Genomic DNA, 16,617 nt, shown 5'->3' with positions numbered 1-16,617 from the left:
CGCAGATGCACAACCAATGCGCGGGAGACCGGAATGTCCGGATCCCGAACTATTCCGGTGGCGCAAAACCAAATGATGAGCCCCCTCCGGCGTCGAATTTCAGAAAACGCCGTCACAGTGGACTCAGATTCGCAGGGTAACACGAAACGCCAGTCTTCCCAACTCTCGGCCCGGTGTTCAGATTCGCGCAAGACGCGCAACGCACCAGCATATTCCCCCCAGTAACCAGGGTGCTACTGCAGCAAGGACCGTGATCAGCAAAACGGCTTCTGTACGACCGTAATGCATTTCGTTGTACAATCGAGTGACCACGGGCTCCAGCTGAACCGGACGCAGAACCGATGCGGTGGTGACATCCCAGTAGCACCAGTGCACGAGGAGCGTCCCCGCCGCAATCCAGCGAATACCGCGCAGCCGCCAGCGAATCTTCGCCCCCAATCCCCGGACCTGCGGGTCCCCTGAAGCACTCAGCAAGACCGCAGAATGCCAGGCTGCGGCATCAAACATACGATGAAGCAACGCAACAATCAGGAAAGCCCTCGGCAGAATCGAGAGAGTCAGACCAAGCAGCATCGGCAACCACGAGTCGTAGAAAAGACGAGCCCGCGGCGTTTGAAAGACGGCCAACAGGCCAATCGATGTCACCAGCGATCCCAACAAACCTGGTAACAGCAACAGCAGTGCGACAGGTTTCCATCCGTTTGAACGAATCTTCAGTATTCGCAGAATCAACGTTGCCAGAATCATCGCGAGAACACTGGCGGCAAATGCAAATCCCAGGCTTACTGCGATCTGTTCCAGTGACTGCGATACCATCGCCGTGGCTGTCCAGAGCATTTTCAATCCCAGCAGCAGTGGCTTTGTATTCGAGAGAACTGGCCAGGCCAGAAACAGGCACAATGACACCACAAGCCAGCTGGCAGCCGCCAGTGTCGACAGCCGGTTTCCGGATGGCATACGTCCGGAATTCAGCAGACCTGCCTCCCGCGTATTCGGCTGCTCCGCAGAATCTTCGGGTGACCAGAGCCACAACACGGGTAGCAGCAGGAGAATCTCCAGCATCAGTGGCGATGCGGAAAGCCACAGCGACCGGGCCAGTGGCTGATGCTTGGCATGGGCATCAAACAACCATACGGTCCATGTGATTGGGTGCCGATCAATCTGCATCAAAGCCGCCGTCTCGAACTCCTGAAAGCTGACAAGGCCGCTCAGGCATGCGGCAATTACAAACGGTCTCCAGGGTCCGGATACCATCAATCGCAACATTGAAACGGACCATCCGAGATGAAGTTTCCAGTGATGACGTAAACCCGCGCGAAGGAGTTTCCAGGAATGGATGGCTTCGTCACTCACCCCGGAACGGGGTACTACCAGCATCACAATGACGGCAACACTCACAGCACGGCAAAGCAGCAACAGCCCGTAGAGCAGCTCTGTGGCGGTGTCACTATGCACGAGTCTTGCCGAAACGATCCGCCAGGTGAAACCGGTTAATAACTCGGGGACAAAGAAAGGCGCAACCGACGCTGCCAGCCAGCATGCCTTTCGCGAATCACTTCGGGATGTGGTTATCTGCCACCAAAGCAGCCTCGCTGGCAGCAGGCTGAGAACGCACACAATGAGACTGCGAACGGCTGAACAGAAGATAGCATCGTCGGCAGTCACTGGACCGTGTACTCCGATGACAACCAGTTCAGCACCTTTTGGTTCTCACCGGCAGCATTCTGCAGTGGAATTCCATCCTTCGCCCAGTTCATCAGGCGGCGAACTTCATCCGACAGTTTTGTATCATCAACAGGCCCCAGCGGAATCTGACGGGAAGTGGAATTTGCGAGTAATAGTTCAACCTCCTCAGACAGCAGGAAGTCGATGAACGCCTTTGCATTTTGCGGGTGTCCGGCCCCGGCAATCAGTGCCACGCTGTTTGGTATGACGATGGTTTGGCGCTGTCTGTCCGGTTTGTCTTTGGCAGCGTCTCCGGAAAACGGTAAGCGGACAGGAATCATGCGGACAGGTTTTCCCTGCTGCAAAGCAACGAAGGCATCATCGGTGTCCGTAAAGCCAACCGTGCAGGCGCCTTCAGCCACCAGATCCTTTACGCCTCCATTGCCCCGCGCCTCGCGGATTCCGCGATCATGCAGGGATTGATGCCAGGCCCTGAGCCGATCAAGGCCCCATTCCGCAGCCAGCACGGAATAATGCGACAACGTTGTACCAAACAACGGAATCGCAATGGCGACGCTGTCGATCGATTTGCCATCGAGTAGAGATTCGACTGCTTCCAGATCGAAGGCTTCTGTCGCAGCGTGATTGCCGACAATGTTTGCGGGAAGCGGAAGCCGATTGCTATTGATAATGTAAACACGCATTCGCGCTGCAAAGCCCGCCCAGAGTCCATCGGGATCCTTGAAAGCGGCCGGGATTCGCGCGTAGCCTGGTCCACTGTAGGAGGCCAGCACTCCGTGTTCCTTCAGCCGAATTGTGCCCAGCGTCTGGTTATTCCAGAACACATCGCAACGCGGATTATCCCTTTCAGCAATCAGGAGATTTGTCAGTCCCAGCGACTTATTGGCCTCTTCATCGTATCGAACATCCACCTCGATTCCTGTTCGATCTTCGAAACGTCTGATCACAGCATCGGCAAAAATCGAATCATGCGAGCAGTAAACGACGACCCTGTTTTCTGATGCTGGTCTGCGAAGCAGCACGGGAATCAAAGCCGCAAGAACCAACACAGACAGTACGACGAAGCTCAGTCTCTTCGAGGAAGGATCAGCAGATACCGATGTCACGAGAGCCGTTTCTAATCCCTTTGCACAAATTTCCCTGAGGTGTATTCACTGCGAAGCGAAAGGGCCTTGCCTGGCAGAGGGAGTGGTCACTGGGAAGAGGGATGTGGTCGGGCGAACGCGGGGAGTATTGACCGTGTAGGGAGCGATCGTGTGATCCGCGAGATGAAGCTTCATTCTGCTTTGGAAGCGGGTGAATCCAGTTTATCAAAGTATCCTTTAATGCCATCCACGTATCCGGGAGGAACCTGTTCAGATTCAATGGCAGCCTGCACACCGGATTTGATATTACTGACACTCTCTTTGTACTGACGCAACTCGTTGGGATCAAAGTCCTTCTCAGAAGCGTACTCCTTTGTTTTGATGGACAGCAGTACCTTACCGGCCTGAATCTGAGTCTTCGACTTTTCGTCTTTATATCCTTCAGGATCGCTGTCGTCTTCGGGGGCTTCTCCGCCTTTGCCGAATCCACGATTGCCCATTCCTTCACCGGGCTCGCCCATTTCCGCCATCATCTTCTTGTACATCTCAGCGTACTCGGAAAGGGAGTTGCAACCTTCGCATTCTTCACCGTCCAACTGCCCATTCTGGTTCAGTTTTTCGGCCTGTTGCAAAGTCTTCAATGCTTCTTCCAGTTTCTTCATGTCCTCCGCAGACCTCGCGAGCTCCTGCAGTTCCTGCTTTGAAAGATTCAGGGACTCTTTCAGGGCTTCCATCGCCTCCTTTGACATTTCATCACTGGATTCACCGTCCCCTTTTTTCTCCTGATTCGCGGCGGCTTCGAGCGACTTCAATGCCTTGTCCAGAGCGTTTGCCAGTTCGCTGGAGCTGGCCTTTTCGGAAGAGAATTTCTTGAGATCCTGGAGCTGGCGGCGCAGCTTCTGAGCAAGTTCTTTCTTTTGCTCAGGAGTCTTCGCCTCCATCATCGCTTCCATGGTGTCCTGGGCCTTTTCCAGTTCTTTTTGAAGTGAATCCGTCTTGCCCTGCTGAAGTTCCTTCAGCCAGTCATTCATCTTCTGAGCACGTTCTCCGCCGAACTGCTGACTCAGGGCCTGCTCGCTCAGCATCTTGCGCAGTCCTTCGGACGAAACCATTTTCCACTGTTCATTGAACTCCGAACGATTCGACTGCAGGACTTTTGAATTCGATTTTTGATCCTTCGGCTTCATTGCTCGAAGGGCATTTTTCAGGCCTTCAATATTCTTGTCGATTTCCTCTGATCGTTCCTTGCCGGCAAGCAGCTCCTTTAGCAGTTGTTCCTGCCGAGTTCTTGCGGCCTTGCGGATCGTTTCGACCTGTTTCTTTTGTTCCTCGACTTTGACCGCCGCTTCAACCTTGCCGAATGGATCCAGTTGTGGAAGCAGCCAAACCATCAATGCCAGCGCCGCAGATGCGGAAAGGATCGTGCCAAACTGCTTTTCAAAACGAAACGGAACGACTTCCGCTGCGCGGATCCGTTCGGCTGATGTTTCTGCTGCCTGAGCTACCAGCGGCTGATACTCACCCGCAGACGATTGCAGCGTGGATAGCGTCAGGAACAGGTCGTTGGTGCGAGCGTGTTCGTCTATCCGGCGGGCCGCCTGAGCCTGTTCAACACGGCGATGGAAAACGGCAGACAGCAGGAACGCCATCGCCGGAACGGCAAACAGCCACTGCATCCGCTGTTCAGAAGGGGGCAGCAGCCCCGCGAGTCGAACCAGGATGACTGCGGTCGCCGCGACGGAAATGGCAACCAGGCTGGACATAAAGAATGCACGGCCGAATGCAGCCGCTTTCAATCGCCCCTGTACCTGTCGCAACAACTGCATGGCCTTCGCTGATGTCGAATTGGTTTGCGGCACTGTCATGACAAGCAAGCTCCCGGGTAGATCTTCACACCACGACGGGCGAAGCAGAGGCTTCCATCCGCCTCAGCGCATCGCGGGCCGTATTTTACGGATTGGAATCCCAAACCGACAACCAGATTCTCAAACATCCCGATTTTGTCTGAAATGTTTGAATTCTCCGTCGAAGTCCCCCGGGTTCTAAACCGTTGTTGCGTCGTTGGATGGCCTTTTTCCGGGGTTCGCTGTCCGTTCAAAAACCTGGACAGGCACGCAGGACGACTGGAAACCATTGTGTTTTAACGTCCCTTGGCCGAGCCAGTCCCGTTTTCAACAGGCTGTTAGCGGCGAGGATTGACCAACGCGCCGGGTTGAGAAACCGTTCTGATTTTTCCACGCCGTTGCCGCGCCAGATAGGCAGGAGTCCCTTTGGCGGGATCTTTTTCGGCCGCCAGCACTCGATCGTAGTAGTAATTGGCGACATCCGTCATACCCATCATTTCTGCGATCCGGCCACGAACGTAATCCAGGTCGCCCCTGGAGGGTTTTTCCGTCTGCATTTGTTCACAACGCCTCAGCAGATTCAGGGCCTCATTGATTCTGCCGGTTTCTGCATAGACAAATGCCAGAACTTGTTGCCCATCTGAGTTATCGAAGAAGTCGAGATCTGCTGCTGCTTTCGCATTGGATATGGCAGCGGCATCAATGGTACCACCCGAGACAGCAGTCCATACCGCGTCGCAGTAATCCAGGCTGATCGCATCACGTGATCTGCAGATCTGCTGGTACACGGATAAGGCTTCCGCGACGTTACCTTCGGCCGCCGCAAGCTTAGCCAGTAATCGCAGGAGAGTGATCGAATCGGGCATCGCCTGTCGTTCCTTTGCGATCCACTCGCGAGCTGCCCCATATTGTTTGTCCGCAATCAGGAGTTCAGCCAGGGCTTGCCCATAGACAGTGTGACCGTCTTCTGTCGCGGTGAGTCGCTCTGCGGCCGCAATCGCATCTTTCCACTGGTGATGCTGACGGGCCCATTTCACAATTGTGCGATCAATCTGCACTTGCTCTTCCACCGGGACTCGCGGTCGCATGCTCAGCAGTATCGTCAGTCCATCTGATGTCTTCTGTGGCAGCGCCAGTGTCACGGCAGCATATCGAACGCGTTCTGCGTCCGCATTTTGCACATCACCCACGCCCCAGATTTTTGTCAGCGGTTCGCCTGCGTAGGGGACGGTGGCTCCCGCGGAATCCTGAAGCGTTTCAAAGGCCCCGTTGATACATGCGCGCGCCTCGGCGAGTTGTCCATGGGACAACAGCTGAAGTGCATCTTCACCCAGTTCCTGGGTCTGTTTTACTGAGGCCAGAACTTTCAGGCGACCATCGATTCTTGCCAGCAGAAACTTCAGTTGACCATGCGCCGTCGAAACGCAGTATCCGGATTCGAGGCTACCGGTGCGGGTGAAGCGAAGCGTCGAAATCAGATCGGCCGTATGGCCCGTCGCTCGGACCTGATGTGGCCTGCGAGCAGAGTCGATCAGTGGAATGGATTGTTTGGCGATGGCCGCCAGACGCTGATCTGCGTGGTGAAGAAGTTCTGCATTCGGACCACACTTCTCCTGATCGACGAGAATATTGATGATCAGTCGCTGCACGATTCCAATGGGCTCATTCGCTGGTTCCAGTACGGTTTGATAGCGTTGAAACTGTCTGACGGCAGCGATAATGTCTCCCATCGATTCTCCGTGGTTCAGTGGGGATCGTTCCAGGGATTGGAGAAATTCGACGGCTTCGTCATATTGTCGAGACATTCTGAGGTACAGCAGAACCTGAGCAGTCATATCGATCTGATCGGCGACCGGGACTTCACTCCTGATGAGTGCGAGGGCCTGGTTTGCTCCCTGCAGAGCTGCGATTGACGCGGCCTTGTAATACACAAATCGGCCGTCCAGCGGGTGTTGGTCATGGTAGCGGCAGACCTGTTCATATTCGCCGGCAAAATAAAGACATTCCATAACCAGCCCGTGGCCGTTTTCCAGAAGTACGCCCTCCACTGACCGCAGCAAACGAACACACTCAAGCAGCGTGTTTCGGTCGCTGAGCATTCCCTTTGGATTGACGTATAACAACAACGCCAGAGTCACTCGGTGTTCCGGATTTCTCGGATCAAGACGGACGGCCTGACGCATATGAAAGATCACCTGTTCACGATCGCTGAGCGACAGGGGGTGACTTTCGGAGGCGCATTTTCGGATGACAGTGGCAGCAGACAGATGGGCTTCAACATGATTTGGGAACTGCTGAACGGTCTGTGCTGCCATCTGTCGAGCGATTTCTGTAAAGCCTGCTTCGGCGTAGGCTTCCGCCAGACGCATGCGGTGGATCGGGTTTCGCGGCTGTTGATTCAGATTGCGGCGAAGTTGCTGAAATCCTTCCACAAAGCGGCCGCGCTCAATGTCCAGTTCATCAGAATTGGTGGCCTGCACGACAACGTGCCACTGGGCAGCGTCACCTGTGAGCCCAAGCGACGCGAAGTGCTGCTGCCACTGCCGCAGTTCGAGCGGTGTCAGATCTCTGTTGCCGGTGGATAACGTGAACTCAGCTACAAGTGTCTGATCCGATTCCACCCGGAAAACAGCCGAGTAATAACCCCTGCCAATTGCGACGTGTGTGGGCTTCGGAAGCTGAAGAGATTCGATGCCCGCTGGCCAGTGAATCCGATTTGTGAGTTGAATTAACTGCGGCGTGTGAATCGGGAAATTCAGGGATCTCGGCAATTGCCTCACTTCCAGGAGCTGTCGTGATCGGTCTGTATCGCAGTCGAGACGATATTCGTCATGCTCGGCCTCTGTCATGCAGGGCCGTGTGTCCAGCATTTCGTCCGGTAATCCCATTAAGACAGAGGTCGGGTCCAGTAACAAAGAATAGACATTTTCATCTCTCCGCAGGAATTCCGTCGCACTTGTTGCAATCACAATCTGTGGCAGATTGGGTTGATCGTTGACCGAACTCAGCTGAACGTCGAGAACACGTGCACGCAGCCGGTCGGTCGCTCGATCACGTACCAGGTTTGTGAAGTCACGTTCACCATTTACCAGGACCATCTGTCTCAGTTCCGTGGCCTTTGCTCCACGGTAGGTTGTCGTCTCGACCAGTCGAACGTCCGACTCAGAAACGATTGTGAATTCACGAACACGGTTGATGGAATTTGTCTCCGGTCTTGAAACCGGTGATCGAGTCAGTTCCGATTCTCCGTCCCGGATAATCAGGCACAGTCTGTTCTGGTCCGTCACCGGCAGTTCGCCGAAGTCGACGTCAACTGCGACAGGGTCCACCAGCATGTTCAATTTGCTATCCACTTGAACAATCATGTGATTGAACAGGCCAAGGCCCGGCAATCCAGGTGTCACGTCCCGGCCCAGCGAGCTTCGGATGAGCACAGGGTGCGCTTCAATGCCCGCGCAATGCAGCATGGCAATCAGCAGCGCGGACTGATCCTTGCAATCGCCGTAGCGACGACGCAGTGTTTCCGTCGGATGTGTCGGGACGATGGTTCCATCACCAAAAACGAGCCCCGTGTAACGGACTCGCTGCTGGATGAATTGAGTCAGTCTGCGGACTTTGGCTTCCTGCCCGGTTTCCTCTCCGATGATCTCTTCGACCTGCTGCTGCAGTTCCGGAGCTGTCAGTTTCGATTCGATCAGTTTTGAATAGCAGCCGACGACATCGCTCCATGACCGAGCTGTGGAATAGGCCACTTGTGTTCCCTGCAGCGAGTCGGAAGGGGCCGGGAATTCAAATTCTTCTAATCCCAGCGGCACAGATGTTTCCCACGAAAGAATGGTACGTTGTCCGATGCTCGATCTTCTGAACTTCAGACCTCGTCCATGCTGCTTCTGGTGAAACGGCAACGAGTTGTCCAGATCAAGTACCAGGCGAACCTGATGGCAGGGGATGATTCGATTGAAGAGGTGGTACCGAGCAGTCCCGGCTTCAAATGAACACTGTGTGTCCTCAATTCGCTGCATCGTTTCCACCAGCGAACCTTTTCTGACGGCAGGCAAAGGCGCGATCAGCCGTCGACGATCACTGAAAACGTTGTCTTCGTGCTGGACCGGGCCTTCGAACACTTCGCGTTCTGTGAGCCAGACTTCATCGTCTTTGCTGTTGATGACCCTCGCCTTCATCAGTGGTCGGTTCTGATGCCACGGCGACCACTCTGATTCGACGGTGCTGTATTCCTCAACACCCACATCCGTCAGAATTCGGTAGATGCTTCGCAGCGTCTGAATCGTCCGACCGTGGGCTTCGATCTGAATGACAGACTCTTCCAGCAGGTACTCGACATCGTGAGTCCCGATCAGGGGCACACTGTCGGCCTGTTCCACCAGCTGTTCTGCCGAAAGCGATAACGGCGCGTCTCCCCAGCGGCATTCATCTGCCAGAGCATGGCCTGATGGAAGCAAGGCGACCGCAATGGCAGTGAATCGTGCCAGTGTGCTGAATCGTGCCATGATCAAGTTCGCCGGCATGTCTGCGTATCCCTGAAGTCAACTGTATGCCTTGCGGCAGATTCGCAAGAAATCGTCCGCTCCACACACTGGCATCGACCTTAGGTGCCATGCGACACTTTTCCGAAGGCTGGCGTTCGAGCCAACATCGCAGATTAAAACACCTGGACAGACTCACAACGGCGATTCCTGCCATTGTCATGCAACACTCAGGTTGAGTGTTTCCCGGGCGACCTGCATTCTTGATGGCAATAGAATTCTTTGCGCAGATTGCCGTGTTCACCTGACGCGCAGGCTACGACAGGACACCGAGCGGATGACGACGGCAGCCGGATCGTGTGAAACATCGTCGGTCGAGCATTCCAAAGAGCGCAGGGCACGAAGTGAATTGCGGCCTGATCATGCTGAGTCCTGCGACAGACATGCAGGAGCACGGGGCATGGACCGGGCCGCAATTAATCTCCGAAAGGAGCCAATTGACTCTCGGTCTAATCATCTGCAGCATCACCATCCTTGATCACAAAGCGAGCCTTCAGTCGTGCGATCTCGGTCGCAAGACCTGCCGCCTTCACCGAGTGCAGGACTTCGTTAAAGTCCTTGTAGGCGGCCGGCGCTTCGTCTTTGGGGTACGTGCGACAGTTGGTCAGAATATCAAGATCGTCAAATGACTGATCGATCGACTTCTGATCCAGCTCCCGGATTGCCCGCTTTCGCCCAAGGGCTCGACCAGCACCGTGGTTGACGCTGTAGCAACTGATGGCTGCTCCTTCATCCGCCACCATCACCGCCGATCCAGCCTGAGGATTACCTGGCAAAAGTATTGGATGCCCGGTAGATTCGTAAATCGTCCCCTTCAATGCATGATGACCGGCTGGAAAAGCCCGTGTTGCACCCTTGCGATGCACCCACGACAGCTGATTGTTAACGACTTCCTGTCGAGCAATATTGTGGCTGATAAAATAGACCAGGTGCCCGGAAACCCCAGGAATCACTTCCTGAAATGCCTCCAGAACCAGTGCATTGATCAGCAGATGATTGACCGTCGCAAAGTTTGCACCCAGGGCCATATCGTCCAGATAGGCATTGGCTTCAGCGGTTCCAAGAGGCGCATAAACCAACTCGCGATCATTCCCCGGCAGTGGAATGTCCCAGCGTTCGAACATTCTTTGCAGAGACTTGAACTGGCCGGATGCGAGGTTGTGTCCGATGCCACGAGACCCGCAGTGCGACAGGAAAGCCACATGCTGATCCTTCAGGCCAAACACCTCAGCCGTAGCCTTCGCGCGATCATTATCTTCAACATGGACAACCTCACATTCACCGAAGTGATTTCCTCCTCCGTACGATCCAAGTTGCGCCATCTTTCCTTCAAACTTGTTGCGAAAGTAGCCATCCTTCAGATGCTGTTCCAATCGAACGGCTAACGCATCGCGCGTGTTGTCGTGCCCCTTGTGCCAGGCATCTTCGCAGCGTTGTGCCCACTCCGGAGGGATTCCCAGTTGATGGCAGACGTCTTCCGATGCGCCCTCGATCATGACCTGCTGGCCAAGCATTGAACCGACGGGTCGGGATTTCCTGGCATGGCGCTGTCCTCGTCCCGCGCCCGTCGGTGTTCGTTCGCAGATCGCGTTGATAATGGCTCGGCGTGTCGGTCGATCAACGATCTGATCCGCCGGTAAATCCAGCTGAAGCAGGCTCATTGAACACTTGATGTCCACGCCAACGGGCCCAGGATAAATGTGTGTTGGCGATACCATCACACATCCCACAGGCGCTCCGTAACCGCAATGTGCATCGGGGTTCAGCACCAGGTCTGTGACTCCCGGAGCCATGCGTGAATTGACGGCCTGACGCAGGCAACCGTCATCAAACGTCGAACGAATCGCTTCCGTTCCGATCACCGTGATCGGCTTGGTTGAAGACCTTTCGGTGGGCAGAATTGCAGTGGCTTCACCTGTGCTGATGATTTCGTGAACCATTTTGATCACTCATTTCCTTCTGAGCCGGAACCCATAACCGCTCCGACAGACAACAGTGGTTTGAACAAAAGCTGTTTAAGGCATACCGTGTGCCAATCGCTCGCCGTTAACTCGAAAAACAGCCCTAAGTTGTTTTTCTGAAGGGTGTTACGAATTATCTGTTGATTGTCCGGGCCGAGGGGCAGTCCGTGCAATTTGATCTCATGATATAGTGAGTTATCCTGCAGTATCGTATTGGTTCAGGTTCACTTTGCCGGGACTGGACACATGAAACAGAATGTGGTGATCGGAATTCTGGGGACTCAGCTGGACAGGGGCGGGCAGGCAAAACGCTGGAAGCGATGGAGGCCCACCATCGCCATCTGTCAGCAGCCAGACCTGCCCGTTCATCGGCTGGAACTGCTTCACCCTGGAACACAGCGATCTCTGGCGGAGCAGGTTCGGGAGGACATCGCCATTGTCTCCCCTCAGACAAAGGTGTTCCTGCGACCCATTGACTTCAAAGATCCCTGGGACTTCGAGGAGGTGTTTGGGAGGCTGCATGATTTTGCGAGGGCTTATGAGTTCCACACCGACGAGAACGATTATCTGATCAACATCACAACGGGTTCGCACGTCCAGCAGATTTGTTTGTTCCTTCTAACGGAAACGCGACATCTGCCCGGGAGGCTGCTTCAGGGATCGCCTGCGAAACGCGATGCCGATTACAGCCCCGGAACGTACCGGGTGATCGATCTGGATCTTTCGCGTTACGATAAGCTGGCGACCCGATTCGCGGACGAACGGCGTGAAGGTTCAGATTTTCTGAAGTCAGGCATCGCGACACGAAATACGGCTTTCAACCAATTGATCGAACAGCTGGAACGCGTTGCGATCGCCAGTACTGCGCCAATTTTGCTGGCCGGTCCAACGGGTGCGGGAAAAACTCAACTGGCTCGCCGAATCTATGAGCTCAAGAGACGACGTGAGCAGATCAGCGGTTCGTTTGTCGAAATCAACTGTGCTACGTTGAGAGGGGACCAGGCCATGTCGACTCTTTTTGGCCACATCAAGGGTGCGTTTACTGGCGCATCAATGAGTCGAAAGGGGTTGCTGAAGAATGCCGACAAAGGGCTGCTGTTTCTGGATGAGATCGGTGAGCTTGGTCTAGATGAGCAGGCCATGCTGCTGCGGGCTGTTGAAGAGCGTCGGTTCCTTCCCGTTGGTTCAGACTGCGAAGTCGAAAGCAACTTCCAGTTAATCGCCGGCACAAACCGAAACCTGCCTCGACTGGTGCAGGCAGGAGCGTTTCGTGAAGATTTGTTCGCTCGGATCAATCTATGGACATTCCAGTTGCCCGGACTGGCCAGCCGTCCGGAAGACATCGAACCCAACCTGGATTTTGAACTGGACCAGATCAGTTCTTCCCGCGGTCGCAAGGTCAGTATGACTCGCGAAGCGAGGGGAAGGCTGCTGCGATTTGCAACCAGCCCGTCGGCTGAATGGACGGGGAATTTTCGGGATCTTGGTGCGGCGGTTACCAGAATGGCCACGTTTGCCAGCGGCGGTCGCATCGGAACAGAAGAAGTCGAATCTGAGATCCTTCGGTTGCAGGCGCATTGGCAGGTGTCCGGGACAGCTTCGCCACCGACGGACAATCTTCTGTCATCTGTTCTCAGCAGGGAACAGATTGAATCAATCGACCGATTCGACCAGGCTCAGTTGGTGATGGTGATCGAAACGTGTCGCAGGTGTTCCTCGCTGTCTGAGGCAGGAAGGGCTCTTTTTAATGTCTCCCGACTGTCGCGAACCAGTACCAACGATGCGGACCGGCTGCGGAAATACCTTGCGCGATTTGATTTGTCGTGGACCTCTGTTCAACACTCGCCCGATGAGTCCGTTGCGCTTTAACTCTGTTATTTCCTCTGTCTTGCCCATCCGCCACATTTATCGTAATTACCGAAAAAGCGGTTTTGAATAGGCGTCAACTCTGGAAAAGCAGGCAAAAGCGGGTAGCTTGATCGGCTCAACCGCCCGCGAACCAGCTTTCTCTCGGAGAGCTTTGATGTACCGCCCCGCTGTCGCTCGTACTTCGCAGATCAGATTCAACCGTTTTTCGCTGCTGCGACCAGCCCTGCTTTCTGTGTTGATCGCCGGGTTCTGCACAACGTCCAGAGCGGACCGCAGTTCCGAACAAGTCGAGGGACTACACAGCAATATTCCTGCCATCTGGGCGATCACGCAGGCTCGTGTGGTGGTGAACCCGGAAGTGGTCATCGATCACGCGACGGTTGTGATTCGCGATGGCAAGATCGAGTCCGTCGTTAGCGGTGGGCCAATCCCGTCCGATGCCCGAGTGATTGACGGAGCAGGCAGGACGATTTATCCCGGCTTTATTGATGCCTATTCAGAACAATCTGTCTCAGCGGATGCTCTGATGAAGACGGCAAGGTACTGGAACAACAACATTGTTCCGCAGTTATCTGTGGCTGGTCAGGTCGAAGAGGTCACTGCAGCGGCATCGCTTCGCAAGCAGGGCGTTGTGGCCAGACTGGTTGCTCCGTCCGACGGGATCATTCGAGGTCGAAGCGCGATAGTTTCGCTGAATTCCGGCGACGTCAATCGTCGGCTGATCGCGACGAATGTTGCCCAGCATCTGCAGCTGACGATTTCCCGACGCAGTCGAAACGGGTACCCCAACAGCCCGATGGGAGCCGTCGCGCTGGCTCGCCAGGCGATGTACGATGCACAGTGGTATCGCGATGCGTGGATTGCCGCGAATGCCGATCCGGCCCTGCCGCGTCCCGAAGTGAATGATGCCCTGGCGGCACTTGAACCTGCAATCAATGGCACGATGCCGGTGATTATTGAAACAACGGACGAGCTGTTCTTTCAGCGGGCAGACCTGTTTGCGGCCGAATTCGGTTTGAAACTCGTCGTTCGGGGTAGTGGTCGAGAGTACCGACGACTGGATGATGTGCGGGCGACGGGCCGGCCAGTGATTCTGCCCGTAGCTTTCCCTTCGGCGCCAAATGTGGAAAGCGTGGAAGCCGCGCAGGATGTATCGCTGGAATCACTCATGCACTGGGATCTCGCGCCGGAAAATCCGGCAAGGGTCGATCAGGCTGGAATCACATTCGCCTTCTCCACTGATCAGCTCAGCAGCTCGAATGATTTTCTGAAGTCCATTCGTCAGGCTGTCAAACGCGGCCTTTCTCCCGTCTCGGCGCTGCGTGCTCTGACAACGACACCTGCTGAGATGTTTGGAGTCAGCGATCAGCTGGGAACGGTTCAGAAGGGGCGTCTGGCCAGCTTGACAGTTACCGACGGCGACATCTTTGACGAGAAAACGAAAGTCGTCGAAACCTGGGTGGCGGGTGAACGATTTCCTTTCGCTACGGAACCGGAAACGAAGATCGATGGCCAGTACGAAATTGCTCTGGGTCGAAGCGATCAGATGCCTGAAAAAGTTTTCATCCAGCTGAAACAGGATGGCAACCGGGTCAAGGCGAAGGTCTCTCGTAAAGAGATTGTTGAAGAGAGCAAAACCAGCCAGCCATCTGAAGCTGACAAGCAACCATCTGAAGCAGACAAGAATGTTGCGGCACAAGAATCGAAGGAGCCGGAAGACAGTGATCCTGATGGCAAGACTTCGGAGAAGAGTTCAGACAAATCCGGAAAGGACAAGTCTGCGTCTGATGTACTGACGCTTGCCAATGTTTCGTTCACCGATTCGATTTTGACCGGAACGTTTGACGCAAAAGACTGGCAGATCGAAGGTGTCACGCGTCTCACACTGGTTGTGACCGGAAACGGAGAAGGAAAGAAACAACCGGCGGCACTGGGAAGTCTGGCCTGGCCGAATGGAAGTCAAGTAACAGCGACAGCCCGTCTGGTTGAACCGAAGAGCGAATCAGCCGGCGCGGAAAAGGACGGGGAGAACGGTTCTTCGGAAAAAGAGTCCGGAGACAGCAAGTCAGACGAGCAGAAGAAGTCGGACGAGTCTGCAGCGTTCGCTGTCAACTTTCCTCTCGGTGCATTCGGGCGGCCTGGGATCCCCGATCAGCCGAAGCTTGCTGCATTTGTCCATGCGACGATCTGGACATGCGGTCCGGCCGGTATGATCGAAGATGGTACGTTGCTGGTGTCCGGCGGCAAAATCGTTGCGGTTGGCCAGAGCCTGGAGATCCCCGAAAACGCGGAGATCTACGATGTTCGCGGGATGCATATTTCGCCCGGCATGATCGATTGCCATTCCCATGCTGCGACCGATGGTGGCGTCAATGAAAGTGCTCAGGCAATCACCTGTGAAGTTCGCATCGGAGACTTCATCGACAGCGACGATATCACCATTTACCGGCAACTGGCAGGTGGTGTGACTGCGGCCAACATCCTTCATGGTTCTGCGAATCCGATCGGTGGTCAGAATCAGGTGATCAAGCTTCGCTGGGGCATGAATGGCGAACAAATGAAATTCGCCGAAGCCCCCAAAGGTGTGAAGTTTGCTCTGGGTGAAAACGTCAAGCAAAGCAACTGGTCTGAACCAACCGGACGCTATCCACAAACGCGAATGGGTGTGGAGCAAATCTATCGGGACGCTTTTCGGGCAACGCGGGATTATGCGGCAAGAATGGACGCCTGGCAGAAAGAACGTCGAGGTCTTCCACCCCGGCGCAATCTGGAACTGGATGCGTTGCGAGAGATCATCGAAGGCAAAAGGTGGATTCACTGCCACAGTTACCGGCAGGATGAAATCCTTGCATTGATTCGCATTCTGGATGAATACAAGATCACCATTGGCACATTCCAGCACATCCTGGAAGGCTATAAAGTGGCCGACGCAATGGCACGCCACGGTGCGATGGCATCGGCATTCTCAGACTGGTGGGCTTACAAAATGGAAGTGCAGGATGCTATTCCCTACGCCGGCGCATTGATGCACAGTGCAGGCGTCGTGGTTTCGTTCAATTCTGACGATGGCGAACTGGCAAGGCACCTGAATCAGGAAGCCGCGAAAGCAGTCAAGTATGGTGGCGTTTCACGTGAAGAAGCTCTCAAGTTTGTGACTCTGAATCCAGCAAGGCAGCTTCGCATCGATCAGTATGTGGGATCACTTGAACCAGGTAAGCATGCAGACTTTGTCGTCTGGAATGCCGATCCGCTGTCCAACTTTTCCCGATGTGAACAGACATGGATTGATGGCCGACCATTCTTCCACCGGCGAGAAGACGAACAGCTTCGCGACGCCGCACACGAAATGCGAACGACTCTGATTCAGAAGATCCTGAAATCCGGAAACAAAATGCGATCCGGGGAGGAGAAAGGAAGCGATCCATCCGATCTCTGGCCGCGTTTCGACGAATTCTGCCAACACATTGACTATTCGAAACGAGTGCGCCTGCTTGATGAACAGGCCGGCGAGTGATTCGCCACGCCTGCGGTCGCAATTCGCACTTCGACCGTCGACAAACCTGTGTTTTCGTATTTCGAATCTGCAACTGAACCCCGGTCCGTCCATCTACCAGCGACAGCCAGTTAT

Annotated in this window: 7 protein-coding genes; 2 read left to right on the top strand and 5 right to left on the bottom strand. The window is 54.8% G+C overall.

Features of this window, described 5'->3' with window-relative positions; translation table 11 throughout:
* Nucleotides 1–177: 177 nt before the first annotated feature.
* The 5 genes from R3C20_10540 to R3C20_10520 all read right to left on the bottom strand — a co-directional run bounded on the left by R3C20_10540 (nucleotide 178) and on the right by R3C20_10520 (nucleotide 11,099).
* On the bottom strand, nucleotides 178–1,665 hold the full coding sequence (locus R3C20_10540) for a hypothetical protein (GenBank protein MEZ6040935.1): 1,488 nt from the start codon (nucleotides 1,663–1,665) through the stop codon (nucleotides 178–180).
* Nucleotides 1,662–2,792, bottom strand: a complete 1,131-nt coding sequence (locus tag R3C20_10535; GenBank protein MEZ6040934.1) for an extracellular solute-binding protein — start codon at nucleotides 2,790–2,792, stop codon at nucleotides 1,662–1,664. Before R3C20_10535 ends, R3C20_10540 begins: the two co-directional genes overlap by 4 nt.
* A 170-nt stretch (nucleotides 2,793–2,962) precedes the next feature.
* Complete coding sequence (locus tag R3C20_10530; GenBank protein MEZ6040933.1) at nucleotides 2,963–4,636, bottom strand: hypothetical protein; 1,674 nt, start codon at nucleotides 4,634–4,636, stop codon at nucleotides 2,963–2,965.
* Nucleotides 4,637–4,953: 317 nt separating this feature from the next.
* Nucleotides 4,954–9,141, bottom strand: coding sequence for a DUF3857 domain-containing protein (locus R3C20_10525; GenBank protein MEZ6040932.1), 4,188 nt, complete (start codon nucleotides 9,139–9,141; stop codon nucleotides 4,954–4,956).
* 467 nt (nucleotides 9,142–9,608) lie between these two features.
* Nucleotides 9,609–11,099 carry an RtcB family protein gene (locus R3C20_10520; GenBank protein MEZ6040931.1) on the bottom strand — a complete coding sequence of 497 codons (1,491 nt, stop codon included), beginning with the start codon at nucleotides 11,097–11,099 and terminating at the stop codon, nucleotides 9,609–9,611.
* Nucleotides 11,100–11,366: 267 nt separating this feature from the next.
* Here R3C20_10520 and rtcR point away from each other — a divergent pair, with 267 nt between their 5' ends.
* A complete protein-coding gene (gene rtcR / locus R3C20_10515) occupies nucleotides 11,367–12,989 on the top strand; it encodes an RNA repair transcriptional activator RtcR (protein MEZ6040930.1) in 1,623 nt (540 codons plus the stop codon).
* Between the two features lie 154 nt (nucleotides 12,990–13,143).
* Complete coding sequence (locus tag R3C20_10510; protein ID MEZ6040929.1) at nucleotides 13,144–16,503, top strand: amidohydrolase family protein; 3,360 nt, start codon at nucleotides 13,144–13,146, stop codon at nucleotides 16,501–16,503.
* Nucleotides 16,504–16,617 lie beyond the last annotated feature (114 nt).

The organism is Planctomycetaceae bacterium (assembly GCA_041398825.1).
In the GTDB taxonomy this organism is placed as follows: domain Bacteria; phylum Planctomycetota; class Planctomycetia; order Planctomycetales; family Planctomycetaceae; genus F1-80-MAGs062.
This window is presented reverse-complemented; position numbering and strand designations above follow the sequence as displayed.

Bases quoted from the DNA above. Each gene is read 5' to 3' on its own strand.
- R3C20_10530 (MEZ6040933.1), bottom strand. From the start codon at position 4,636: ATGACAGTGCCGCAAACCAATTCGACATCAGCGAAGGCCATGCAGTTG.
- R3C20_10510 (MEZ6040929.1), top strand. From the start codon at position 13,144: ATGTACCGCCCCGCTGTCGCTCGTACTTCGCAGATCAGATTCAACCGT.
- R3C20_10525 (MEZ6040932.1), bottom strand. From the start codon at position 9,141: ATGCCGGCGAACTTGATCATGGCACGATTCAGCACACTGGCACGATTC.
- R3C20_10520 (MEZ6040931.1), bottom strand. From the start codon at position 11,099: ATGGTTCACGAAATCATCAGCACAGGTGAAGCCACTGCAATTCTGCCC.
- rtcR (MEZ6040930.1), top strand. From the start codon at position 11,367: ATGAAACAGAATGTGGTGATCGGAATTCTGGGGACTCAGCTGGACAGG.